This is a genomic window from Synechococcus sp. A15-24 (genome assembly GCF_014280195.1).
In the GTDB taxonomy this organism is placed as follows: Bacteria; Cyanobacteriota; Cyanobacteriia; order PCC-6307; family Cyanobiaceae; genus Parasynechococcus.
In genome coordinates this window covers 351,804-373,934 of sequence record NZ_CP047960.1, presented here as the reverse complement: position 1 = coordinate 373,934, position 22,131 = coordinate 351,804, and the positions used below count along the sequence as shown (strand labels likewise).

Sequence of the window (22,131 nt, the reverse complement as noted above, 5' to 3'; positions counted from 1 at the left end):
GAGACTTAAAAAAGCAAGGCCCTTCAGCAGAACTCATGGTTGCCTCGTTCACTCAGTAGCAACGATGACCATGTACTCACCTGAACTCCCGACCTGAGACATGCCTGGGATGCTTTCACTCAAACCAAGAGCTCGATGCGCATTCTTCGCTACCGCGGCAACACCTACAACAGCCCTGAGCCTGTCGCCGAAGCACCCCGTCCAGGCGAGCGCTCCTATCGCTGGGTTCAATACGCCATCCCAAGCAACAACGTCGTGCCCCTCAAACAAAACGAAGACTCGTCGTTCAACAATCAGCTGTCTGCCTGAACGCCTCAGCTGAGATTGCGCAAAATATTGATAGTGGATTCCTAAAAGCAACTTAGATGAAGTTGTTCTGGTGGACACAATCGAACCCATACCCGAATATCAGGAACGCATGATCCTCTCGGCAAATGGCAGTTTTTAGACTAAAAGAGCACTTATTTCGCAACCAAGTCTCACAAGTTGACGTGATTAAAGATACGGAGCATTTTTTCAGCGCTTATCTCGATCTCACCAACGAGCGAAGTCAGGCAAAGATGTCGTAGCCAGACACATCACTGGAAGTCAGACCTTGCAGCACTAAGGAATGCCCCTCACCATCGCGTGTCAACATCAAACCGCCAGCAGTTGGAGTCATTGAAATCAAATCTTCATTTTCAACGATGATTTGGTCACCTTCAGATGGTTCAAAGTCTTCAATCAGATCTTGACCCTTCGACATCTCGAATTGGTCGGCACCTCGTCCACCATTCATCAGATCATCACCAGCACCCCCGCGGAGGACATCGTCGCCTTCACCACCGATCAAAGAATCAGCACCACTGCGCCCAAACAATTCATTTCCAGAATTGTTAGCCACAATCCTGTTAGCGCGATCATTCCCTTTTCCGGACAGCCGCGCAAGTCCTCCAAGCATCAGATGATTAGCGGCATCTACATCAGATGAAAGATCAAAATCAATAATGCAAGTAACTTCATTACCGATCAACTTGAACGTTGAAACGTCCGTGAATGGGCTTGCAATCGTGACGACATCAGAGGCAAGCTGTCTTCGCACTGAAGAGGTGTCACCACCTTTGGCAGCATCACCCCAAGCCACAACAGATCCATCATCCTTGAGCGCAGCGAAGGAATAACCCGTCGAAAAGACTTCAACAACACCACCAGACAGCTCTTCTTCCACGGAAGATGTATCAATGGGGTATTTGCTATTGGCCGCAGATCCCGTCGAACCCCAGCTGACGACAGATCCATCATCAGCCAAAGCTGCAAAGCCGTAGCGGCTCGAGGCAATGGAGACAAACTCACCATTGGCAAGAGCTTTTCTAGTCTTCTTGTCCATCACACGAGCATCCTTATCACCCCAAGAAACAATCGAACCGTCCTTCAACAAAGCCGCAAAGGCATAGCGCGTTGACGCCACTGACTTCACACCAACTTGAAGGAGATCAAGGACACCCGATGAATCACCACCAGCCTTTTGCAGACCCCAGGTCACGAGTGAGCCATCGCCCTTGAGAGCCGCATAGGCATAACGAGTTGAGAAGATTTCAGTGACCCCTGAACGCAGTTCTTTCTTGACACGACCAATGATGAAAGGCTCACTTTCATCTTCCATCAGAGTCCAATGATAGGTATGAAAATCAACAACATCCTTACTCCCACCCCGCCAGGGATCGCCCCAAGTCACCACACGACCATTCTTCTTCAGTGCCGCGAAGGATGTCCCAGTTGAAGCAACGGATTGAACCCCTTTTTTTAAAAGTCTTTGAGCATCTCCAGTATCACCTCCTCTCAGGGGATCCCCCCATGCCACAACACTCCCATCATTTTTCAGTGCTGCAAAGGCATAACGGCTCGAAAAAACATCAACAACATCGGAATCAATCAGGTCCGCCACCTCAGAGCTGTCGCCGCCACGGGGCGAACCAGTATCAATATCACCACCAAGAGATTCAGACCTGGGATCTTCTGTTGAGAGCCCCCAAGTCACCACAGAACCATCCGACTTCAAGGCCGCCATCGACGTTCCAGTGGAGAACAGGTTCACAACATCGGAGGTCAATTGTTCGGCCACAAGGCTGTTATCCCCTCCTTCCAGATCTTGCCCCCAACTCACGACTGATCCATCCGACTTGAGTGCGGAGAATGACCGCCTTGTTGAGAAAACTGTGACGACTCCATCCTGAAGGTCATCTTTTGCGTCGCGCTTCTCGCCACCACGACCGCCATTCCCCCAGGTGATCAGCTTCCCGTCGGAGCGGATGGCTGCCCACGCATGCCTGTTGCTGAACACCTGCTGGAAGGGGCCTTCTTTCGTATAGCGAATAACGTCCTCATTCCCATCGGTTGAAACACTGCCCCAACTCACGACTGATCCATCGGATTTAATCGCCGTAAAAGAGCGTTGATTACGCCACTCATACCGGGAGCGACCAGGCTCAGAGGTCACCGCCTGACCAAGCAAAACTGATGGAATGTAATCAGCGCTGGCCATGCTGCGATCAACCCAAAAACAGAGTGGCTCACGATAACACTGAAAGATATATGTATTAAGAGAACCAGAAAATCAAAATTTAGAGAGAGATTGACACCCCTCATTTATTCGATATTCAACCTTCAAAGGCTGGACTTTCAGCTATCAGAATAAAATTTCAGCAAAGCCTCAATTCAAGGCACGACTGGAGACTGAACACCTTTCAACCGTGCTCTCTCAGAAAGCCGATGGTGGACGTCAACTCCTCGCTGAACCGATCAATTTCTTCAAAGGTGCTGATGAAACTGAGGCTGGCCCGGGCCGACGCCGTCACGCCGTAATGGCGGTGAAGGGGCTGACAGCAGTGGTGGCCACTGCGGATGCAGATCCCTGAGGCATCCATCAAGGCAGCGATGTCGTTGGCATGGACGCCGTCAACCAGGAAGGTGGCAAGCGCACCGCGATCCGGCTGCTGTTCCGGCGTGGGCCCCAGAACCCGTACACCCTCGATGGCCTGGAGCCGTTCGAACAGGTGGCGGGTGAGCTGCGCTTCCCAGACCTGAATCGCCTCCAGCCCGATGGCTTGCAGATAGCGAATCGCGGCCCCCATGCCCACCGCTTCACCGATGGCTGGAGTGCCGGCCTCGAATTTGTGGGGCAGCACCGCCCAGGTGCTGTGATCGAGAAACACGTCCTGAATCATCTCGCCGCCACCCAGGAACGGCGGCATCGCCTCCAGCAACGCTTCCCGCGCCCAGAGGAAGCCCATTCCCGTTGGGCCGCAGAGCTTGTGGGAGGAGCCCACCAGAAAATCAACATCGAGCCCAGCCACATCAATTGGCTTGTGGGCCAGGCTCTGGCAGGCATCCACCAGCACCAGGGCTCCAGCGGCGTGGGCCGCGGGGATCACCTGGTCCAGGGGATTGCAGCAACCCAGGGCATTGCTGATGTGCACCAGGCTCACCAGGCGGGTGCGGTCGCTGAGCTTGCTGCGGAAGTCTTCGAGATCCAGCTCACCGGTCTCCGTGATTCCCACATGGCGCAGAACACAGCCGGTGCGCTGGGCCAGCAACTGCCAGGGCACCAGATTGCTGTGGTGCTCCATCAGCGTGAGCAACACCTCATCCCCCTCACGCAGATTGGCGTCACCCCAGCTGCGGGCCACGAGATTGATCGCCTCGCTGGCGTTACGGGTGAACACGATTTCGCGCGGGCTGGCGGCGCGCACGAACTCCGCCGTCACCGTGCGGGCTGCTTCAAAGGATTCGGTGGCCCGGGCACTGAGCTGATGAGCACCGCGATGAACGTTGGCGTTGTCTGCGGCGTAGTAATGCTCCAGGGCCTGCAACACCTGGCGCGGCTTCTGACTGGTGGCGGCGTGATCGAGGTAAATCAGCGGGCGGCCATCCGGCGCACGCTGGCCAAAGATCGGGAAATCGGCACGATATCGATCAGATAGCACACCCATATCATCGCGATATTTCACAGCAGAACTTGTTGTCATCGGCTCAACCCCGCCATCACCCGCTCCAGGGGGCCCCAGGCCTCCGCCGAGGCCGGCAGGTGCTCGATCACCTCCTGGCAGGCCCCCCGCAGCAACAGAGCGGCAGCATCAGCGGCGGCGATCCCGCGACTCTGCAGATAGAACAACTCGTCTTCCTGCAACTGACTCACCGTGGCGCCATGGGCGCAACGGACATCGTCGGCCACGATCTCCAACTCGGGCTTGGTGTCCACCCGCGCCCGCTCGGACAGCAGCAGATTGCGGCTGAGCTGTGCCGCATTGGTGCGCTGCGCGTCCCGGGGCACCTGAATGGCACCGTTGAAGATGGCATGGGAGCGACCGCCGGCCAGGCATTTCTGCAGCTGATCCAGCTCCCCCTCCGGTCCGTCGAAACGCACAGCCGTGTGGGTGGCCAACTGCTGCTCCGCCTGACTGACCGCCAGACCCTTGAGCTCTGTGGTCGCCTGTCCATCCACCTGCACTACCCGTGGCTCAACCCGCGCCAGATCCCATCCCTGCACCACAGAGGTGAAGACATAACGGCTGCGGGGCTCCTGCTCCACCGCCAAATGGGCGAGCAACGACGCCTGACCGTCAGCCGTGGCCAGCAGTCCGTGGCGCAGCTGGGCTTCCTGGCCCAGGTGCACCTCCAGCACATGGCTATGGGCCGAGGCCCCATCGGAATGCAGCACCTGCAGCAGATCCAGGCTCGCCTTCTCCTCCACCAACAGCACAACCCGGGTGGCCGTCAGACCAGCAGCACCGGTCAGCACCAGCTCCAAGGGAGCTACCGCACCACGCACCCGTAGGGCCAACACCTGCCGCGCCGAGGCATGGTTGAGTTCCACGGGCCAGCTACCGGCACAGCCGCAGCGATCCAGGGTGTGACCCAACGCCTGCTCCAGTTCCACCGCGGAGAGGACACTCAATCCCTCCGGCATAACAACACCGTCGAGGGGGTCACCCTGACCATCGAGCACCAACCGGTGCACACCTGCTGCGACTGGAGGGATTGCTGGGGGCGCCACAACTGCACTCAGGGGGAGCCGCGCCAACGCCTCCAGGCGTTTGAGATCCGTGAGCCGCCACGACTCCTGGCGGCGGGTCGGCAAACCGAGCCTCTCCAATGCGGCCCGTCCGCGCTCCTGAACCGGTGCCAACACCGCGCTTGCCATGGTCAAGCGACTCCCTGGGCTGCCAGTTCCTTGTCCACCCAGTCGTAACCGGTCTTTTCCAGCTCCAGGGCCAGGTCACGACCACCGGTACGCAGGATGCGACCGGCCGCCATCACATGGACGTAATCGGGCGTGATCTCATTGAGCAGACGCTGATAGTGGGTGATCAGCAGCGTGGCGTTGTCCGGTGTGGCCAACTGGTTCACACCCCCAGCCACGATGCGCAGGGCATCGATGTCCAGGCCGGAATCCGTTTCATCGAGGATGGCCACCACGGTGTCCAACAGGGCCATCTGGAGAATCTCATTGCGCTTCTTCTCTCCACCGGAGAACCCTTCATTGACGCTGCGTTCCAGGAAGGCGGGGTCCATCTGGACCACCTGGAGCTTCTGCTGAACATGGTCTTCAAAGTCGAAGGTGTCGAGTTCCTCCAACCCCTGCTTGCTGCGGCGGGCGTTGGCGGCCACGCGCAGGAACTCAAGGTTGCTCACCCCGGGAATCTCCACCGGGTACTGAAAACCGAGGAACACCCCGAGGCGAGCCCTCTCCTCCGGCTCAAGCTCAAACAGATCGGAGCCGCGGTACCGCACGGTGCCAGCTGTAACGCGATAAGAGGGATGACCAGCCAACACCTTGGACAGGGTGCTTTTGCCGCTGCCGTTGCGGCCCATCACCGCATGGATCTCACCGGCCCTCACCTGCAGGTTCACCCCTTTGAGGATGGGCTGATCCTCAACAGAGGCATGCAGGTTGGTGATGTCGAGAAGCAGCTCGGCGTCGGGGCGGATCACTGGAGATGAAGAGAGAAAGAAGAGAACATGGAGCCAGAGGTCAGCCCACGGATCCCTCGAGCTTGAGGGCCAGCAGCTTGTCCGCCTCGGCGGCGAACTCCATCGGCAGCTGGTTGAACACATCGCGGCAGAAGCCGCTGACCATCATCGACACCGCCTCTTCGAAGCCGATGCCGCGGCTCTGCAGATAAAAGAGCTGATCTTCGGAGATGCGGCAGGTGCTGGCCTCGTGTTCGATGGCCGCCTGAGGCTGCTGGGAGCGGATGTAGGGGTAGGTGTTGGCGGCCGCCTGGTCGCCGATCAACATCGAGTCGCACTGGCTGTAGTTGCGGGCCCCTTTCGCTGCAGGTCCCATCTGGACCAAACCGCGGTAGCTGTTGCTGGAATGACCGGCGCTGATTCCCTTGCTCACGATCGTGGAGCGGGTGCGGGGCCCCACATGAACCATCTTTGTTCCGGTATCGGCCTGCTGCCGATTGTTGGTGAGTGCCACGGAATAGAACTCACCAACCGAATCAGCTCCCTGCAGCACACAACTGGGGTATTTCCAGGTGATGGCGGAGCCAGTTTCCACCTGCGTCCAGCTGATGCGGCTGCGGGCACCCCGGCACTGCCCCCGCTTGGTGACGAAGTTGTAGATGCCGCCGACGCCATGTTCATCACCCGCGTACCAGTTCTGAACGGTGGAGTACTTGATCGAGGCGTCATCCAGGGCCACCAGCTCCACCACAGCAGCGTGCAACTGATTGGTGTCGAACATCGGAGCCGTGCAGCCCTCGAGATAGCTCACAGAAGCCCCTTCTTCGGCGACGATCAGCGTGCGCTCGAACTGACCCGTGTCGCCGGAATTGATCCGAAAATAGGTGGAGAGCTCCATCGGGCACTCGACACCCTTCGGGATGAAGACAAAGGAGCCATCACTGAACACTGCTGAGTTCAGTGCCGCGAAATAGTTGTCGTTGCTTGCCACCACGGAACCCAGGTAGCGCTCGATCAACTCGGGATGCTCCTTGACCGCTTCGCTGAAGGAGCAGAACACCACACCGTGCTCCGCCAACTTCTCCTTGTACGTGGTGGCGATCGAAACGCTGTCAAACACAGCGTCCACAGCCACGTTGCTCAATCGCTTCTGCTCGCTCAGAGGGATCCCAAGCTTGTCGAAGGTCTCCAGCAGCTTGGGGTCCACCTCATCAAGGCTGGCCTTTTTGTCCTGCTGCTTCGGAGCTGCGTAGTAAACGATGTCCTGATAATCGATCAGCGGATACCCCAAAGCCGCCCAGTCGGGCTCCTCAAGGGTGAGCCAATGGCGGAACGCCTTGAGCCGGAACTCCAGCAGAAACGCAGGCTCCTCTTTTTTGGCCGAGATCAGACGAACAACGTCTTCACTGAGACCTTTGGCGATCTTGTCGGTCTCAATCTCGGTGACGAAGCCGTACTTGTACGGCTGGCTGACGAGGTCCCGTGTGGAGGTGCTGGTCATTCAGGTCAGCCGGCAGTGGCGTGAATCGTCTCGGTAGAGATCGTCTGGGTTTTGTTCGGGCAGGCGAAGGGGTTGTCTTCGGTGAGGAAGAGCATGCAGTGGCACTCCTTGCGCTCACGCATCGGCACACAGGGGCAGTTCCAGAAGGCCTGGGACACCTCAGCTTCCTTGTCTTCGTAATGACGACAGGGACACAGCGCACCGCCGAGCTCGTCCTTGTGGCGTGCCAGCCCCTTCAGCACCACGGAAGTCACGCTGGCCTCAGCACAGAAGTACGTGCCTGTGCGCTGGGCGTAGGTCTCAGCGAACTTGCGAATGACCTCCAGGCTTTCGGCGGTGGGCTCGGGAGCGGCGTCAGACATAGAGGAACAATGAAGTTACGAAACGACCTGGTTTCCTTATTCGAAGCCTAAGGCAACAGGTCGGCCTATGGAGAAACACCATTGTGAACGCCGGGGCGGCCATTCCGGTGGCATCGTGGAAACAGGTTCTGCGCACCATGAGTTCCCAAGTTCAGGCCAGCACTCGCGACGCTTTGCTGTCCCTGCTGCTGGAGCGCGGGGATGCCGACGCCGCTGACCTGGCCGGAACCTTGAACCTGTCGGTCCAGGCGGTTCGACGACAGTTGAAAACCCTGGCCGAGGCTGGCCTGGCCGAAGCGAGCCCCAGCGTCTCCGGTCCTGGCCGGCCAAGCAACCGCTGGCGCCTGACCGACCTAGGGCGGGATCAGTTCCCCGATGGCAGCCAACGCTTCGCCCTGGGACTTCTGAACTCCATGCGGGCCAGCCTGCCGGAAGAGACCGTGCGAACCCTGCTGAACCAGCAGGCGGAAGACAAGGCCAGCCGCTACCGGGATCGGATCGGCAACGGTCCGCTGCAACAGCGCCTTGAGCAGCTGGCCAGCCTGCGGCGGGACGAGGGCTACGTCACCCTCTGCAGCCCGGAGGACGACGGGGTGAGCTGGCGCCTGCAGGAAGTCCACTGCTCCGTGCAGCGGATTGCCGAGGAATTTCCAGCCGTCTGTGACCAGGAATTGGTGCTGATCCGCAGGACGGTTCCCGACTGTCAGGTGGAGAGGGTGCACTGGCGCCTCGAGGGAGGGCATGCCTGCGGCTTCCGCATCACACCACTGCAGAACTGAAGGCAGTGGATGCCGCCGTGATCGCCAGGATTGATGCCACGCTGCTGCCGCAGATGGATCGCCACCATTTGCGTCTGCTGGCCCACTGCCTTGACAGCTTCCAGGCCATGGGACGGGGCAACGAAGGCCTGCTTCCCGATGCCGCCAGCCGTCGCCGTTGGTGCGAACAGCAGCCTGTCGTCGCAGAAGATCCAGCCTTTCTACGATCATTAATGCACCAACTCAATGGAGCCGCCGAGCAACTTCAGGTCCTTGCCGACAGCCTCGGCAAACCCCCGCTTGAACTCCAGCTCGACGACCTGATCACTGCCGCGGAAGCCCGCTGCCATCATCAACTTCAGAACAGAAGCGCCGATGCCCCTTGAGATCGCTGATTCCCTCAGCTTCTTTCGCTTGAGCTGCGGTCGCTGGACCTCACAGCGCAGCCAGCACCACCTGTTGCACCGTCGGGCCGAAGCCGGTGCGTCATTCATCGTGGTGGAAGAGCTGCACAAAGGGGACGCGCGACTGGCCGAGATCGCCCAGCGCAACAACGAGAGCGTTGAGCGGATCGTCGGAGGCTGCAGGGTGCGCTGGAGCGGCTCCATGGCCTGGGATCGCGCCGGCGAATCCCACGAAGACCAGACCATGTTCGGCCTCATCCCCAGCGACGACTCCGGACGAAGCGGGTTGTTGCTGCGGGATCGCGGCTATGCCGAGAAGGCACCGGTGGCTGGGCAGTTCCACATGGATGCGGAGAACGGCCTGATCCTCACCACCGACTACGAAATGATGAGTTCCCTAGAGCGCTTCTGGTTCGCCGGTCCCAACCTGCGGCTACGCACCAGCACGGTTCAGGGGTTGTCCAACAACGCATCGTTCTGCATGGAGACACGGATGCTGGACACCGCGCCCCCAGCCGTATCCGCCAACAACGAGCCCGCCAAAACCCTCGCCCCCTTCGGCTGGTAAGCAGAAGTACCCAGGGCGACTATTACGGGATGTAATCGCTGCTCAAGCCCACGGAGTGGGGGCTTGCGGGCACTTCTACGATCGCCGGCAGTGGATGCTGAAGCTCGCGTGGCCATTCCCCTTCTGGAGTACGCACCAATCACCCAGAACTCTCGGGTGGCAGCCCTGCGTGTTCAATCCGATGAAACGGCCCGCGCCAATTCCATGGATATCGCCATGGACCGGGACAACCTCGTCACGGTGATCGAAAGCGCCTACCGCCAGATCTACTTCCACGCCTTCAAGTCCGATCGGGACGTGAATCTCGAGTCCCAGCTGAAGGACGGTCAGATCACGGTTCGGGACTTCATCCGCGGACTGGTTCTCTCGGACACCTTCAAGCGCAGCTTCTACGGCATGAACAGCAACTACAAGGTGGTGCGCCACCTTGTGGAGAAGCTGCTGGGACGCAAAACCAACAAGTCTGAAGAGATCGCCTGGTCGATCGTGATCGCCACCAAGGGCGTCGAGGGACTGGTGGACGTCCTGCTCGACAGTCAGGAATACCTGGACGCTTTTGGGTACGACACCGTTCCGTCGCAACGCAATCGCGTGCTCCCCGGCCGTGAGCTCGGTGATACTCCGTTCAACATCACCAGCCCTCGCTACGACGAGTACTACCGGGGGATCCTGGGCTTCCCCCAGATCGTCTTCATGGGCGGTCCGGCAAAACAGATTCCCGCACGAGGCAAGATCAAGCGTGGTGGATCTCCCAGCGACTACATGGCCTGGCTCAAGGATCTCCCAATGCCCAACCCAGGTGGGGGCTCATCCAGCACCGATATCGACTACATGTCTCGCGTTCCTTATCGCAGCATCGGTCGCTGAATCCAGTCCTCAAGCCATCAAAAAAGCGGGGCCTGAGTCCCGCTTTTTTGTGTGAGTGACAGTGATCCCCGCTTTCATCCAAGCCTTTAGGGTCAGGATCCACTGACCCTGGGTTCGTTAACGGTTCGGAAAGGATTTTTTCATCGCAAAATGATCCCAAACGAATCCTGGAGTTTTGGACGTGTCTCAGACCCTGACCTCATTGGCACGTCTGACCCTGCGTCAATTACGCCAGATCGCCAGCGATCTCGGTGTACCTCTTTACAGCCGTAAGAGCAAGGAAGCTCTGGTTGGTGAGGTGGCGCAACGTCAGGAGAAGCGGGGTGGCGACCTCAAGGCCATCGAAGCCGAGTTGACCCCTCAGGCACTCCCCACAACCGAGACCCGCGTGGTCTTTCTCCCCCGTGATCCCCAGTGGGCCTACGTGTTCTGGGAGATCTCCGACAACGATCGCAAGCGCGCTCAGAAAGAGGGAGCCAGCCGCCTCTGCCTTCGCCTTGCTGATGTGACCGGCATGCAGGACGGCAGCGCCCATCCCCACACCCTCCAGGAAGTCCCCGTCGATAGCCACAGCACCGAGTGGTATCTGCCTGTTCCTCTCTGCGATCGCGATTACCGCGTTGAGCTCGGCTATCGCATCGGCACCACCTGGATGTCCCTGGCTTTCTCGTCCGTGGCCCGCGTTCCTGCCCTGCACCCCAGTGAGCAGATTCTCGACCAGTTCGTCCCCTTCAGTCTGGACAACGCTTCCCCTGCTGTTGCTGAACCGGCTCCGGTGGCTCCTCCCGCTGAACCCAGTGACAGTGGCTTGCATGAGCGTCTTTACCAAAGTGCCACGGTTCACTTCCGTCGTCGTCGCGTCGGCTCCGAGGAATTCCAGGAAGCTCTTGATTCCTCCGCCGATTCCGATCGTTACTGCCTGAGCGACTCCGGCATCGGCCTCTGGGCCAGCGGTCGCAATGAGTCCGGCATTGGTGGCGTCGCTCCCCGTCAGCGCTCTTTCTGGCTGGTCGCCGATGCTGAATTGATCGTCTACGGCGCCACCGACCCCTCGGCCCGTCTCACAATCGGCGGTGAAGAGGTGCCTCTGTCCACCGATGGAACCTTTCGCATCCAGGTTCCATTCCGTGATGGAGAGCAGGTCTACGCCATCGAAGCCACAGCTGCAGACGGTGAACAGAAGCGCAACATCACCCTCAACTTCGAGCGTCAGACCCCCGAAGACAACAGCAACCCCGCCAGCGAAGCTCGCGCCGAGTGGTTCTGAACTCCTCCGAATCCGAGTCGCCAACCGCCCTGCGTTGGTTTGTTGCCATCACCCCTCTCGCAGGGGCGATGGCTTTTCCTTTGATCGTTCCGCTGGTGATGGCCCGAGTGGGCATCGGCGCTGGGGTCGCAGCGGCTCTTGTGCTGAGTGGCCTCTGGTTCGTCGCCATGCTCAAAACCTCAGAGATGCCCCACTGACAGGCTGCCGCCGACCAGGGGAACACTGAGAGAGAGCTGCTTCGACACTGATGCGTTCCCCCACTGCGCTCCTGCTGTTGCAGCTGCTTCTGTGCTGTAGCTGCAGCAGACCTGAGGAGATTGTTGGTGCTGTTGAAGCTGATCTCCCCCTGCCGCCCGGATTTGCTCTGGCCTTCAACCACCGCGTCGGGAGCCATTACCAGTCACCCCTGACAGGCCAATGGCGCAACGGTGATGACCTGGAGCAATTGATCGTCGATTCGATTGAGGGTGCTGACACCAGCCTGCTGGTGGCCGTTCAAGAGCTGTCGTTACCAAGCCTGGCCAGGCATCTGATCGCCGCCCACAGGCGGGGGGTGCATGTGAAGCTCGTGCTGGAGAAAAGCTACAGCACCCCCTGGAGTGACCAGCAACCCAGCCATCTCCCCAAGCACCAGCGGCATCGCTGGCACCAACTCCAGGACCTGGCCGATGCCGATGGAGATGGCATCACGACTGCGGAGGAAGCCCGACAGGATGATGTCGTGAGGTTACTGCTCCAGGCCGGGGTGCCGTTGCTGGATGACACCGAGGACGGCAGCAGTGGCAATGGATTGATGCACCACAAATTCGTGGTGGTCGACGACCGCAGCGTGATCACGGCAGCGCCAATTTCACCAGTTCCGGCCTCCATGGTGATGCCGGAAAACCCAGAACACGAGGCAACGTCAACCATCTGCTGCGCATCGACAGCCCTGCACTGGCTGCTGTCTTCCGACGCGAGTTCGAGCGGATGTGGGGCGATGGCCCTGGTGGCGCCAAGGACAGCCGCTTCGGGCTGGGCAAAGGTGGCCGAACGGACGCCGAGCGCGTGCAGGTGGGCAATGTGGAGGTAGAGGTGCTGTTCGCACCCCACCCCAAACGCAATGCCGACCACGGGTTGAACTGGCTGGCAGCACTACTGGCCTCCGCCAAGAACCAGATCGACATGGCCCTGTTCGTGTTCTCGGCTCAGCAGCTGGCGGATGTGCTGGAGGAGCGCGCCAACGACGGTGTGAAAATTCGGCTGGTGGCTGACCCTGGGTTCGCCAGCCGATCGTTCTCAGAGGTGCTGGATCTGCTGGGGGTGGCCCTGCCCGATCGCGATTGCAAACTCGAGGCCCACAACAAACCATTCGCAAAACCCATTCGCGGTGTCGGCACCCCTCGCCTCGCCAGAAGCGACACGCTGCACCACAAGTTCGCCGTGATCGATAACAAAACCGTGGTCACAGGATCCTTCAATTGGTCGCCCTCGGCTGCTCACACCAACGACGAAACCCTGCTGGTCATTCATTCACCTCAGCTCTCTAAACACTTCACCCGAGAAATGGATCGCCTCTGGGACGGAGCAGAACTTGGGATCACACCACACCTCCAACGCAAATTCGACCGTCAGCGGATCCGTTGCGGGGATGGGGTGGAGAGGGCCTGAGAGCTGAAATGGCCATCCCTCCTTCTATGCCAAGGTTGATAGTTGTGCAGCGACTCATAAGCCGCTGAGCAACTACCACGGTTCCTTAAAGCGACCACCTCCACACAATGATGCGCTTCTCCAACTTGTCCTGGCATGTGGAAAAGGCTCTTCAAGCAGAAGCTGAAAGCGATTTAATCAGCATGACTGAAGCCGCCAACAAAATGGAGCGTTGCTGCTACTACAAACAGGCCTGGAAAACCTTTCAAGCAATAGCCATGCTGGAAAGGCCTTCGCCTGGCCGACCATGGCGAGGACCCTGCGATCGCGTTAGGACCCTCGTCGTGGAGGGAAGGAAGAGGGATCTTGGTGATGAGCTACGACTGGTTCACCTTGTAGCCAAGGCAGCTGCAGATGTCAGCGAGCTCATTGTTCAAACCGAAGAGCGCCTAATTCCTCTCTTCCAGCGAAGTTTTCCTTATGTACGTTTCATCAGCACCAATGACGCTCTACCACAGGATACCAATACGGCTTGGACTACCTATGAACAACTTGCATTGTTCTATGCCCATAACGAGGAGCTCATTCTCAACAGCTTTCTGCCGCTGATTCCTCCACCTGCATCTGCGATAAACCCTCGAGGGCTTGGCATCTCTTGGTACTCAAAAGCGATCTATAAATGCCTACCTTCTTTAGAAGACTGGGCAGAGCTCATTCGTGATGTGCGAGGTCGCGTGCAATCTTTGCAGTATCAGGAAGGGCGGGCTGGTCTTAAAGAACTTGTTCAAAAGAGTGGCCGACCCGTTAAAGCAGCTCGTCGGATAGATCAGTTCGAAGACCTCGATGGATATGCCCTTCAGATCGCATCCGTCCAACGCGTCTTAACGATCAGCAACACGACAGCCCACATGGCGGGTGCCCTTGGTACTCCTTGTGTGGTGGTATTGGACAGTGAAAGTGTCACGACTTGGCCTGACCATGTCGACCGATCCCCTTTTTACCCCAACACTTTGCTGGTAAGACGTAGAAACATGGATTGGGCGTCAACCTTGCGGAGAGCACTTGAACTACTGTTGCAGATTGAGCCTTCGAGACGCTTATCAATGACACCATCCTCAGAACAATAAAGCGAATGAACCATATTCTGTCCAGATTTCAGGAACAGCGCGCAAACAGTGCGGACACCGCTGCATTTCTTCGAAAATCCCTAAAACTTCTTCATTTTAACCGAATTAATGGTGACTATGTCGAGTTTGGATGCCGGAGATTCATTACATTTCAGATGGCTTGGAAGGCAGTACGAAGCCAGCCAATCGATAGGAAACTCTGGGCTTACAGCTCTTTTGACCGCATCCCTGAACCTCAAACAGAACGAGATCTGCATCCGCGTTGGCTCCCCAATACTCCTCTAATGTCTGAAGCGACATTCAAGAATCGGTGCTGGCGGTCTGGCATTGGTGCCCAGCAGATGGAAGTAGTCAAGTTCATTCCAACTTCTTCAACGAATCCGCCTCCACTTCCACATCAGTTGGCATGCTTATTTATCACTTTACACTCCTTCACCGAAGTCAGAGCAGTACTGCGCTGCGTTTCAACTCACCTCACCAACGGAGTAGTTCTCGCTTTCGAACATTACCATTGTGGCACACGTTTCGATAATTCAGGAGCTCGTAATGCTTTCTTGGAGTTCAAGACATTACGTTGTGATCTTGCATTTGAGCCCTATCGCTCCTTTGGCCTGGCAGGACTGTCCTTCATAGTCGGAGACGCTTAACAGCTCACGCACATGCGATGCTTTCGCCCGAGTGGGCTAGAGCTGTGCGGAACAAGCTGCTGCGCTGGGCCCCCTGGAACTACCGCTTCTGGCGTGAGGTCGCCCGCTGGTGCTACGAACGCTCGTTACACAATCCGGCCGTGGTGCCGGTCCTCGAACACTTTCCCGCCAGCGCTGAACTGCAAAGCAATTTCGACGCCATTCGCCGGGAAACCCTGGAGGTCGCGCTCTCAGGGCGCCTGCCGGCCAACCACGAGATCATGGAGCAGCAGCGCACGCTCTACGAATTCGACCGCAAGGTGTGGGGAATGCTGCCTCTGCGGGGCTACGGCTACGACTACCCCGCCAATCAGGCCTTGATCCCAAGCCTGAGGAGCTTTCTCAGCCGCTATAGCGATGTGGTGTCCGCCGCGGTGAGCCTGTTCCCACAGGGAAAAGTGCTGCGGCCCCACAAAGGTCCGTTCAAAGGCGTCTGGCGGTTCCACCTGCCCTTGTATGTGGCCGATCTGGGGGATGGACGCAGCTCCTGTGAACTAATGATCGATGGCAAGACGTATCACCTGCAGGAAGGGGAAGGCTTTCTCTGGGACGACACCTTCCTGCATTCCGCCGTGAACCGGTCGGACCAGCCACGGGTTGTGCTGCTGTTCGATGTGTTCCGCCGTGACCAGCCCTTCTGGTTGGTGGCCATGAGCTGGCTGTTTCTTGCCATCGCCCAGCTGTGGCAACGCCTGCAGAACATGCGGGAACGGGCCCTGCTGCGCGCGGCGGCTTCGTAGCCTCCTGGCAGAGCGGAGACTCCATGGGCAGCAGCTTCGGCGATCTGTTTCGGATCAGCACCTTCGGTGAGTCCCACGGCGGTGGCGTGGGCGTGATCGTGGAGGGTTGCCCTCCACGCCTGGACCTTGATGTTGAAGCAATCCAGGCGGAGTTAGATCGGCGACGGCCGGGCCAGAGCCACATCACCACCCCACGCAAGGAAGCCGATCAGGTGGAGGTGCTCAGCGGCCTTCTCGATGGGCAGACCACCATGGGAACACCGATCGCCATGTTGGTACGCAACAAGGACCAGCGCCCCGGCGACTACAAGGACATGGCCGTGGCGTTCCGGCCTTCCCATGCCGATGCCACCTACCAGGTGAAATACGGCGTGCAAGCCCGCAGTGGGGGCGGGCGGGCCTCAGCCCGCGAAACAATCGGGCGCGTGGCCGCCGGTGCGATCGCCAAGCAGCTGCTAGCCAAGGCCGCAGGGACGGAGGTGCTCGCCTGGGTCAAACGCATCCACACCATCGAGGCGAATGTGGATCCCCAGGCTGTGACGCTGGACGCCATCGAGAGCAACATCGTTCGCTGCCCGGACGCCCCCACAGCCGCTCAGATGGTGGAACGGATCGAGGCGATCGGGCGCGACGGCGACTCCTGTGGCGGCGTGATCGAATGCGTGGTGCGCAACCCAGCACCGGGGCTGGGAATGCCCGTGTTCGACAAGCTGGAGGCCGATCTGGCCAAGGCGGTGATGTCCCTCCCCGCCACCAAGGGCTTTGAGATCGGTTCTGGCTTCAGCGGAACCCTGCTCAAGGGCAGCGAGCACAACGATGCCTTTGTGCCCACCGATGACGGAAGACTGCAGACGGCTACCAACAACTCAGGTGGCATCCAGGGCGGCATCAGCAACGGCGAGCCGATTGTGATCCGGGTGGCGTTCAAGCCCACAGCCACTATCCGCAAGGAACAGCAGACCATTGATTCCGACGGCAAGGCCACCACCCTGGCCGGCAAGGGTCGACACGACCCCTGTGTGCTGCCGAGGGCCGTGCCGATGGTGGAGGCGATGGTGGCGCTGGTGCTGGTGGATCACCTGCTGCGGCAGCAGGGTCAGTGCAGCCTCTGGTGAGCGTCAGCCGGCGGTCACCGGCGCTTTGCCATTGCTGCTGACGGGGGTCGACGCCACCGCAGCAGCAGCGGAACTGCGGGTGCGGGTGCGACGGGACGCCGGCTTCTTGGTCGCCACCACTCTTTTCTTCACCATGCGCCGGGGACGGGCCGTGGTGGAGCGACTGCGATGGCTGAGAACAAGGGCCCACTCCTCATCGGTGAGGGTGGAGGGCTTGCTGCCATGGGCATAGGCCAGCTTGGCCGCCTTCTCGATGTCCTTGATCAGATTGGTCCAGGAGGTGGCGAAGCGTTTGTCCGACTGGGACTTGGCACCGCTTTCCACCAGGGTCTCCACCACGCCGGCGGCAGAGACCTTCTTGCGCCGACGGTTGAAGATCTCTTTCTGGAGCTGGGCGATCAGGGCATCCGCCTTGTCGCTGAGCTTGATCGTGAGCTGCGACATCACGCAGAGGAATGACTATCTCATCTGTAGCATCCTGGACGCATGTCAACCAGAAGTGGTCTGCAGCCACCGCAACAAGGCGGGATCAGGACCCTGAATGTCGATGACCTGTCGTCCCAGGGCTACGGCGGCGTGACCTGCCGTTAGCCAGGCATCTACATCACCCACCCCCAGGCCTCCGGCGGCAATCACCTGCGGCAACGGCCCGAGGGGTGCGCGTAGACGCTGGATGTAGTCGACTCCGACGCTGACGGCGGGAAACAGCTTGACCAGTCCGCAACCCATGGCCGCCGCCTGCTGAAGCTCTGTGGGACTGAACACCCCTGGCACCAGCAGAATCCCGCGTTGGCGAGCCCGCTCCAGCAGAGCCGGATCGAAGCAGGGCGACATGGCGAAGGGCAGTCCGCAGGTCTTCAGATCCGCCAGGGCATCGGTCGTGAGCAGCGAGGCAGCTCCCAACTGCAGCGATGGACAACGCTGACGGACCCGAGCAACGAAGGAGCACCATCTGCTGTCGAGCTGCCAGCCGATCTCCACATGACGCAGACCGACGCTGGCCAGACATGACAAATGGTCCAGGAGTGATCCCGGACCATCATCACCATCCAGATCAGTCGGATTGGGGCGGACCACAACCAGGATCGGTTGGGCAGCCAGGGAGGCGATCAACGCCTCCTGACACTGCAACCAGACCGGTCGATCAGATGTATTCGGCAACGCGAACGTCGCGGGTAATCAGGAGTTCTTGCAACTCCTCGGCATCAACAGTCTCCTGTTCTACCAGCATGTCGGCCAGTTCATCCAGCACAGCACGGTTGTCCACCAACACCTTGGTGGCCCGCTTGTAAGCCACATCTACCAGCTCAGACACTTCCTGGTCGATGGTGGCGGCAGTGTCTTCAGAGAAATCGCGCTCTGCTGCGATATCGCGGCCGAGGAACATGCCACCCTGAGCGCGACCAAGGGCTACAGGGCCGAGGGTGTCGCTCATGCCGAAGCGGGTGATCATCTGACGGGCCGTTGAGGCCACCTGCTGCAGGTCGTTGGAGGCACCTGTGGTGACTTCGTCCTCGCCGTAGACAATCTCCTCAGCGACACGGCCACCGAGAGCGACCGCCATCTGGTTCTGCAGATAAGCCCTGGAGTACAAACCGGACTCCATCCGTTCTTCACTGGGCGTGAAGAAGGTGAGACCACCGGCATTGCCGCGGGGAATGATCGAAATCTTCTGGACGGGGTCGTAGTCGGGCATCAGAGCACCGACCAGAGCGTGACCAGCCTCGTGATAAGCCACCAAACGCTTGCGGCGCTCGCTCATGACGCGATCCTTTTTCTCAGGACCGGCCATGACGCGCTCGATTGCATCACTGATCTCGTCGTTGCTGACCTCGGTGAGTTCGCGACGGGCAGCCAGGATGGCAGCCTCATTAAGCAGGTTGGCCAGATCAGCACCGGTGTAGCCGGGGGTGCGACGGGCCACCTTGTCAAGGTCGACGTCCTTGGACAACGTCTTGCCGCGGGCGTGAACATTGAGGATCTGGAGACGACCGGCGTAATCGGGCCGGTCCACGGTGACCTGTCGATCGAAACGACCGGGGCGCATCAACGCAGCATCCAAGACGTCCGGACGGTTGGTCGCCGCGACGATGATGATGCCGGTGTTGCCTTCGAAACCATCCATCTCCGTCAGGAGCTGGTTGAGAGTCTGTTCGCGTTCATCGTTACCGCCACCTAAGCCAGCGCCACGCTGACGGCCGACAGCATCTATCTCGTCAATGAAGACGATGCAGGGAGCGTTTTTCTTGGCCTGTTCGAACAGGTCGCGAACACGACTGGCACCGACGCCCACGAACATCTCGACAAATTCAGAGCCGGAGATCGAGAAGAAGGGGACACCCGCCTCACCTGCAACGGCCTTGGCGAGCAGGGTCTTACCGGTGCCTGGAGGGCCCACCAGCAACACACCCTTGGGGATCTTGGCTCCAACGGCCGTGAAGCGATCCGGATTCTTGAGGAAGTCGACGACTTCGGTGAGTTCGAGCTTGGCGCCTTCAATGCCGGCGACATCGCTGAAGGTGACCTGGGTGGAAGGCTCCATCTGCACCCTGGCCTTGCTCTTGCCGAACTGCATGGCGGGGTTACCACCGCCGCCGCCCTGGGCACGGCGGAAGAGGAAGAACAACCCACCCAGCAACAGCAGCGGGAAGATCAGGCTTCCAGCGGCCTGCTGCCAGGCCGGAGCCTGACGGGTGGGCTGCACAGCGATATCCACATCGTGCTGGGTCAGCAGACCGAGCAGCTCCTTGTCGGGAGCCAGGTTCACCTGGGCGCGGCGGCCGTCGTTTTCCACCACCTGAGCGGTGCCCCGATCCGGGGAGATCAGCACGCGACTGATCTGATTGTCCTCAACCGCTTCAACGAAATCGCTGTAGCGCATGGTCCGAGCTTCCTGCTGGGTGTTGCCACCGCCCAGGAAGGCCGGGGCTATCACCACGATCGCCAGGACTAGCAGGGCCGTCAGGCCGATGTTGCGCCAACGCTTGTTCAAGGCTCTCGTCGCTCAGATAAAGGAATGTTAAACGGGTCCTCAGGGTTCAGGCGGCGCGCAGCACCTCGACCACGCTCTTGAAGGCGAACCACTCGGGGATTTCCTCGCCGCCGCGCAGCATCTTGCGGAATTGCGTGCCGCTGAGCTTCTTCACATGCAGGCCACGGGCCTCGGCATGCTCAGCGGTGACGTATCCCTCTTCCTCGGTGTAGACGAGGTTCAGGGAGGGCACCGTTTCCATGGTCAGCTCAGGAGCGCATTCCTTAGCGAAGTTCTGGGCGTCATAGGGGCCGTAGAAGTCGTCACCACTCAGGGACGACTTACATCCCGCCATGTCGCGGCCGATGATGAAGTGGGTGCAGCCGTAATTGCGGCGGATGATCATGTGCTGCAGGGCCTCGCGGGGACCCGCCATGTGCATGGCATAGGGCAGGTAAGCCCAGCGGATCCGGTCGTTGTTCACTTCAGCCGCCAGACGCTCATAGGTCTGGAAGCGCACAGCGCCGGGAATGTCGTCCTGCTGGGTGGGGCCGCAGGTGGGGTGCACCAGCACCGCGGCGTTCTCGCTCACGTTCTGGGCGTGCAGGGCACGGGTGAACAGCTCGTAGTGGGCGCGGTGGATCGGGTTGCGGCACTGGAAGGCCACCACGTCTTCACCGTCGGGCAGGCCAGCGCGTACCTCTGCCGGTGTCTTGCAGGGGAAGACACGCTGGGGCAGTTCAAGACCCTTGAGGCTGCCACCCAGGTAGAAGCGCTTGCGCTCCATGGTGATCATCCGCACCGCAGGGTGTTCGATCGACGTGGTGCCGTAACAACCCTTGGCCTCGACCACCTTGTTGGGTTCCCATTTGGCTTCCACCTGCAGGACAGCCAGGTTCTGGCCTTTGTAGGTCAACAGAACTGTGTCGCCGACCACCACGTCCTCACGGTCGGTGTCCATCACGATCGGCAGCCCGAACAGCTGACCGGCCGCCAGACGATGGCCGCTCACCACAGCGTCGTAGTCCTCCTGATGCATGAAGCCGCGGAGGGGGGAGAAGCCACCCACCACCAGCAGTTCCACATCGCAGGCATTGCGATCAGAGCATTCCAGCGACTTGGTGGCCGTGGCCTTGACCGACTCCCGCTGGTCCTGGGGCACCATCAGATCCACCAGGGAGCCGCCGTAGGGGGCAATCACACCGGATCGCTGGGCAGAAGCAGGTGCGCTGGCGGTCATGGCAAGGCCTGAAGTCCGGGCGATTCTCCCAGATCATCGCGATTTATCACCAGGCATCAAAAAAGGGGGCCGTAGCCCCCTAGATGACGTTGGAACGACTGATCGCTGGGATCAAGCCTCTTCAAGCCGGCCGTAGAGCTCACCGGTGATCTTGATGTCCACCACTTCACGGCCGCCCATGTCGGAGTCGGAGGGCTGAATGGCACTGAACACACCGGCAAATTCACCGGTTTCAGGATCAACCTTGGTGATGGACAGGCTCATCGTGCCGACGCCATCGATGTAGCGCTTGTTGTTGTCTTTCTCGAGCTGTTCGTCGTCACCACCGAGAGCCACCAGACCCTGGGCGTACTGCACACCAGTGGTCAGAGCCCGTCCCTTGGGATCGATGAAGTTGCTGGTGCGATAGCTGGGGGTGCGATAGGTGCCTTCGAAATCTGTGCTGGTGGTCAGAGCGTCACCATCGGCCGTGGCCTTGAGCGACTTGCTGGAGAAGGTGAAGGGGAACTCCTCACCGCCGGGCACCAGAACGGTGATGGGCTGGAAGTCGATGCCGCCTTTCTCTTGGAATTCGAGTCCGACCTCGGTCACCTTCAGATCGCCGTAGACCTCGTCAAGGCTGGAGGTGTAACGGGTCAGAATCTTGCCCTCAACGAACTCGGCCTGCTGGCGCACGTTCTTGGGCTCCTCCTTGGCGTACACCTGAACGGGATGCATGCAGACATCGCGCAGTTCGTAGCTGCCACCCACGCTCAGAGCGATCGAACCACGGGCGGAATCGCCAATCGTGGGGCAATCGTTGGCTTTACCGGTGTTGTGGATGTCGTCGTAGGTGACGTTGGACGCGCCACGCTGAACAGCTTCACTGTCGCCACTGCAGGCCGTGGTGAAGAAAGCGAGACAGAGCGCCAGCACGACGGCCAGCAGAGGACGGATGCGCATGGGAG

At 59.6% G+C, this 22,131-nt stretch carries 21 protein-coding genes and 1 pseudogene; 11 read left to right on the top strand and 11 right to left on the bottom strand.

The features are described 5' to 3' along the window. The first annotated feature begins 135 nt into the window (after nt 1–135). Entirely contained in the window at nt 136–309 is a 174-nt protein-coding gene (locus SynA1524_RS01885; RefSeq protein WP_186498719.1) for a hypothetical protein, read from the top strand. A gap of 241 nt (nt 310–550) precedes the next feature. On the opposite strand, the gene SynA1524_RS01880 is transcribed toward SynA1524_RS01885, so the two are convergent. From SynA1524_RS01880 to SynA1524_RS01855, 6 genes are all read right to left on the bottom strand, one after another. Further along, complete coding sequence (locus SynA1524_RS01880) at nt 551–2,521, bottom strand: hypothetical protein (RefSeq protein WP_186498718.1); 1,971 nt, start codon at nt 2,519–2,521, stop codon at nt 551–553. 202 nt (nt 2,522–2,723) lie between these two features. Beyond that, nucleotides 2,724–4,004 (bottom strand): SufS family cysteine desulfurase, encoded by a 1,281-nt coding sequence (locus SynA1524_RS01875; RefSeq protein ID WP_186498717.1) that lies wholly within the window; start codon nt 4,002–4,004, stop codon nt 2,724–2,726. Beyond that, nucleotides 4,001–5,179 (bottom strand): Fe-S cluster assembly protein SufD, encoded by a 1,179-nt coding sequence (gene sufD, locus SynA1524_RS01870; RefSeq protein WP_186498716.1) that lies wholly within the window; start codon nt 5,177–5,179, stop codon nt 4,001–4,003. Before sufD ends, SynA1524_RS01875 begins: the two co-directional genes overlap by 4 nt. Before the next feature lie 2 nt (nt 5,180–5,181). Continuing rightward, on the bottom strand, nt 5,182–5,970 hold the full coding sequence (sufC, locus tag SynA1524_RS01865; RefSeq protein WP_186498715.1) for a Fe-S cluster assembly ATPase SufC: 789 nt from the start codon (nt 5,968–5,970) through the stop codon (nt 5,182–5,184). A 40-nt stretch (nt 5,971–6,010) separates the two neighbouring features. Continuing rightward, on the bottom strand, nt 6,011–7,450 hold the full coding sequence (sufB, locus tag SynA1524_RS01860; RefSeq protein WP_049691623.1) for a Fe-S cluster assembly protein SufB: 1,440 nt from the start codon (nt 7,448–7,450) through the stop codon (nt 6,011–6,013). Nucleotides 7,451–7,455: 5 nt separating this feature from the next. After that, nucleotides 7,456–7,812, bottom strand: coding sequence for a ferredoxin-thioredoxin reductase catalytic domain-containing protein (locus SynA1524_RS01855; RefSeq protein ID WP_186498714.1), 357 nt, complete (start codon nt 7,810–7,812; stop codon nt 7,456–7,458). A 137-nt stretch (nt 7,813–7,949) separates the two neighbouring features. On the opposite strand from SynA1524_RS01855, the gene sufR reads away from it, so the two are divergent. From sufR to aroC, 10 genes and pseudogenes are all read left to right on the top strand, one after another. Continuing rightward, on the top strand, nt 7,950–8,591 hold the full coding sequence (sufR, locus tag SynA1524_RS01850; RefSeq protein ID WP_186498713.1) for an iron-sulfur cluster biosynthesis transcriptional regulator SufR: 642 nt from the start codon (nt 7,950–7,952) through the stop codon (nt 8,589–8,591). 5 nt (nt 8,592–8,596) lie between these two features. Beyond that, nucleotides 8,597–8,956 (top strand): NDH complex assembly factor CRR9, encoded by a 360-nt coding sequence (locus tag SynA1524_RS01845; RefSeq protein WP_286188626.1) that lies wholly within the window; start codon nt 8,597–8,599, stop codon nt 8,954–8,956. Next, nucleotides 8,946–9,542 carry a phycobiliprotein lyase gene (locus SynA1524_RS01840; RefSeq protein ID WP_186498712.1) on the top strand — a complete coding sequence of 199 codons (597 nt, stop codon included), beginning with the start codon at nt 8,946–8,948 and terminating at the stop codon, nt 9,540–9,542. The genes SynA1524_RS01845 and SynA1524_RS01840 overlap by 11 nt, the downstream gene beginning before the upstream one ends. 108 nt (nt 9,543–9,650) lie before the next feature. Further along, complete coding sequence (locus SynA1524_RS01835) at nt 9,651–10,409, top strand: phycobilisome rod-core linker polypeptide (protein ID WP_286188625.1); 759 nt, start codon at nt 9,651–9,653, stop codon at nt 10,407–10,409. Between the two features lie 181 nt (nt 10,410–10,590). After that, nucleotides 10,591–11,676: a DUF4912 domain-containing protein gene (locus tag SynA1524_RS01830; protein WP_186498711.1), complete on the top strand. Its 1,086-nt coding sequence runs from the start codon at nt 10,591–10,593 to the stop codon at nt 11,674–11,676. After that, a complete protein-coding gene (locus SynA1524_RS01825; RefSeq protein ID WP_186498710.1) occupies nt 11,667–11,873 on the top strand; it encodes a DUF8677 family protein in 207 nt (68 codons plus the stop codon). The genes SynA1524_RS01830 and SynA1524_RS01825 overlap by 10 nt, the downstream gene beginning before the upstream one ends. Nucleotides 11,874–11,923: 50 nt before the next feature. Further along, a pseudogene (locus tag SynA1524_RS13235) lies at nt 11,924–13,326 on the top strand (phospholipase D-like domain-containing protein). 110 nt (nt 13,327–13,436) lie between these two features. Beyond that, a complete protein-coding gene (locus tag SynA1524_RS01815; protein WP_186498709.1) occupies nt 13,437–14,432 on the top strand; it encodes a hypothetical protein in 996 nt (331 codons plus the stop codon). A 691-nt stretch (nt 14,433–15,123) separates the two neighbouring features. Then, nucleotides 15,124–15,858: an aspartyl/asparaginyl beta-hydroxylase domain-containing protein gene (locus tag SynA1524_RS01810; RefSeq protein WP_286188624.1), complete on the top strand. Its 735-nt coding sequence runs from the start codon at nt 15,124–15,126 to the stop codon at nt 15,856–15,858. A gap of 23 nt (nt 15,859–15,881) precedes the next feature. After that, entirely contained in the window at nt 15,882–16,973 is a 1,092-nt protein-coding gene (gene aroC, locus SynA1524_RS01805; RefSeq protein ID WP_186498707.1) for a chorismate synthase, read from the top strand. Between the two features lie 3 nt (nt 16,974–16,976). Here the strand turns inward: aroC and SynA1524_RS01800 are convergent, their stop codons facing one another. The 5 genes from SynA1524_RS01800 to SynA1524_RS01780 all read right to left on the bottom strand — a co-directional run bounded on the left by SynA1524_RS01800 (nt 16,977) and on the right by SynA1524_RS01780 (nt 22,126). Then, nucleotides 16,977–17,417, bottom strand: a complete 441-nt coding sequence (locus SynA1524_RS01800; RefSeq protein ID WP_186498706.1) for a hypothetical protein — start codon at nt 17,415–17,417, stop codon at nt 16,977–16,979. Between the two features lie 45 nt (nt 17,418–17,462). After that, nucleotides 17,463–18,104 (bottom strand): bifunctional 4-hydroxy-2-oxoglutarate aldolase/2-dehydro-3-deoxy-phosphogluconate aldolase, encoded by a 642-nt coding sequence (locus tag SynA1524_RS01795; protein WP_286188623.1) that lies wholly within the window; start codon nt 18,102–18,104, stop codon nt 17,463–17,465. Nucleotides 18,105–18,117: 13 nt separating this feature from the next. Beyond that, on the bottom strand, nt 18,118–19,965 hold the full coding sequence (ftsH3, locus tag SynA1524_RS01790) for an ATP-dependent zinc metalloprotease FtsH3 (RefSeq protein WP_186498705.1): 1,848 nt from the start codon (nt 19,963–19,965) through the stop codon (nt 18,118–18,120). Nucleotides 19,966–20,011: 46 nt separating this feature from the next. Next, the gene (gene sat / locus SynA1524_RS01785; protein ID WP_186498704.1) at nt 20,012–21,184 is read right to left on the bottom strand and encodes a sulfate adenylyltransferase; all 1,173 of its coding nucleotides are present in this window, start codon (nt 21,182–21,184) and stop codon (nt 20,012–20,014) included. Nucleotides 21,185–21,295: 111 nt separating this feature from the next. After that, nucleotides 21,296–22,126, bottom strand: coding sequence for a photosystem II manganese-stabilizing polypeptide (locus SynA1524_RS01780; protein WP_186498703.1), 831 nt, complete (start codon nt 22,124–22,126; stop codon nt 21,296–21,298). Nucleotides 22,127–22,131 lie beyond the last annotated feature (5 nt).

What these genes read in the sequence shown, in the direction of transcription:
- SynA1524_RS01875 (WP_186498717.1), bottom strand. Translation starts at nt 4,004, where the DNA reads ATGACAACAAGTTCTGCTGTGAAATATCGCGATGATATGGGTGTGCTA.
- SynA1524_RS01840 (WP_186498712.1), top strand. Translation starts at nt 8,946, where the DNA reads ATGCCCCTTGAGATCGCTGATTCCCTCAGCTTCTTTCGCTTGAGCTGC.
- sufD (WP_186498716.1), bottom strand. Translation starts at nt 5,179, where the DNA reads ATGGCAAGCGCGGTGTTGGCACCGGTTCAGGAGCGCGGACGGGCCGCA.
- aroC (WP_186498707.1), top strand. Translation starts at nt 15,882, where the DNA reads ATGGGCAGCAGCTTCGGCGATCTGTTTCGGATCAGCACCTTCGGTGAG.
- sat (WP_186498704.1), bottom strand. Translation starts at nt 21,184, where the DNA reads ATGACCGCCAGCGCACCTGCTTCTGCCCAGCGATCCGGTGTGATTGCC.
- SynA1524_RS01800 (WP_186498706.1), bottom strand. Translation starts at nt 17,417, where the DNA reads ATGTCGCAGCTCACGATCAAGCTCAGCGACAAGGCGGATGCCCTGATC.
- SynA1524_RS01855 (WP_186498714.1), bottom strand. Translation starts at nt 7,812, where the DNA reads ATGTCTGACGCCGCTCCCGAGCCCACCGCCGAAAGCCTGGAGGTCATT.
- SynA1524_RS01815 (WP_186498709.1), top strand. Translation starts at nt 13,437, where the DNA reads ATGCGCTTCTCCAACTTGTCCTGGCATGTGGAAAAGGCTCTTCAAGCA.
- SynA1524_RS01880 (WP_186498718.1), bottom strand. Translation starts at nt 2,521, where the DNA reads ATGGCCAGCGCTGATTACATTCCATCAGTTTTGCTTGGTCAGGCGGTG.
- SynA1524_RS01885 (WP_186498719.1), top strand. Translation starts at nt 136, where the DNA reads ATGCGCATTCTTCGCTACCGCGGCAACACCTACAACAGCCCTGAGCCT.
- sufR (WP_186498713.1), top strand. Translation starts at nt 7,950, where the DNA reads ATGAGTTCCCAAGTTCAGGCCAGCACTCGCGACGCTTTGCTGTCCCTG.
- sufB (WP_049691623.1), bottom strand. Translation starts at nt 7,450, where the DNA reads ATGACCAGCACCTCCACACGGGACCTCGTCAGCCAGCCGTACAAGTAC.
- SynA1524_RS01780 (WP_186498703.1), bottom strand. Translation starts at nt 22,126, where the DNA reads ATGCGCATCCGTCCTCTGCTGGCCGTCGTGCTGGCGCTCTGTCTCGCT.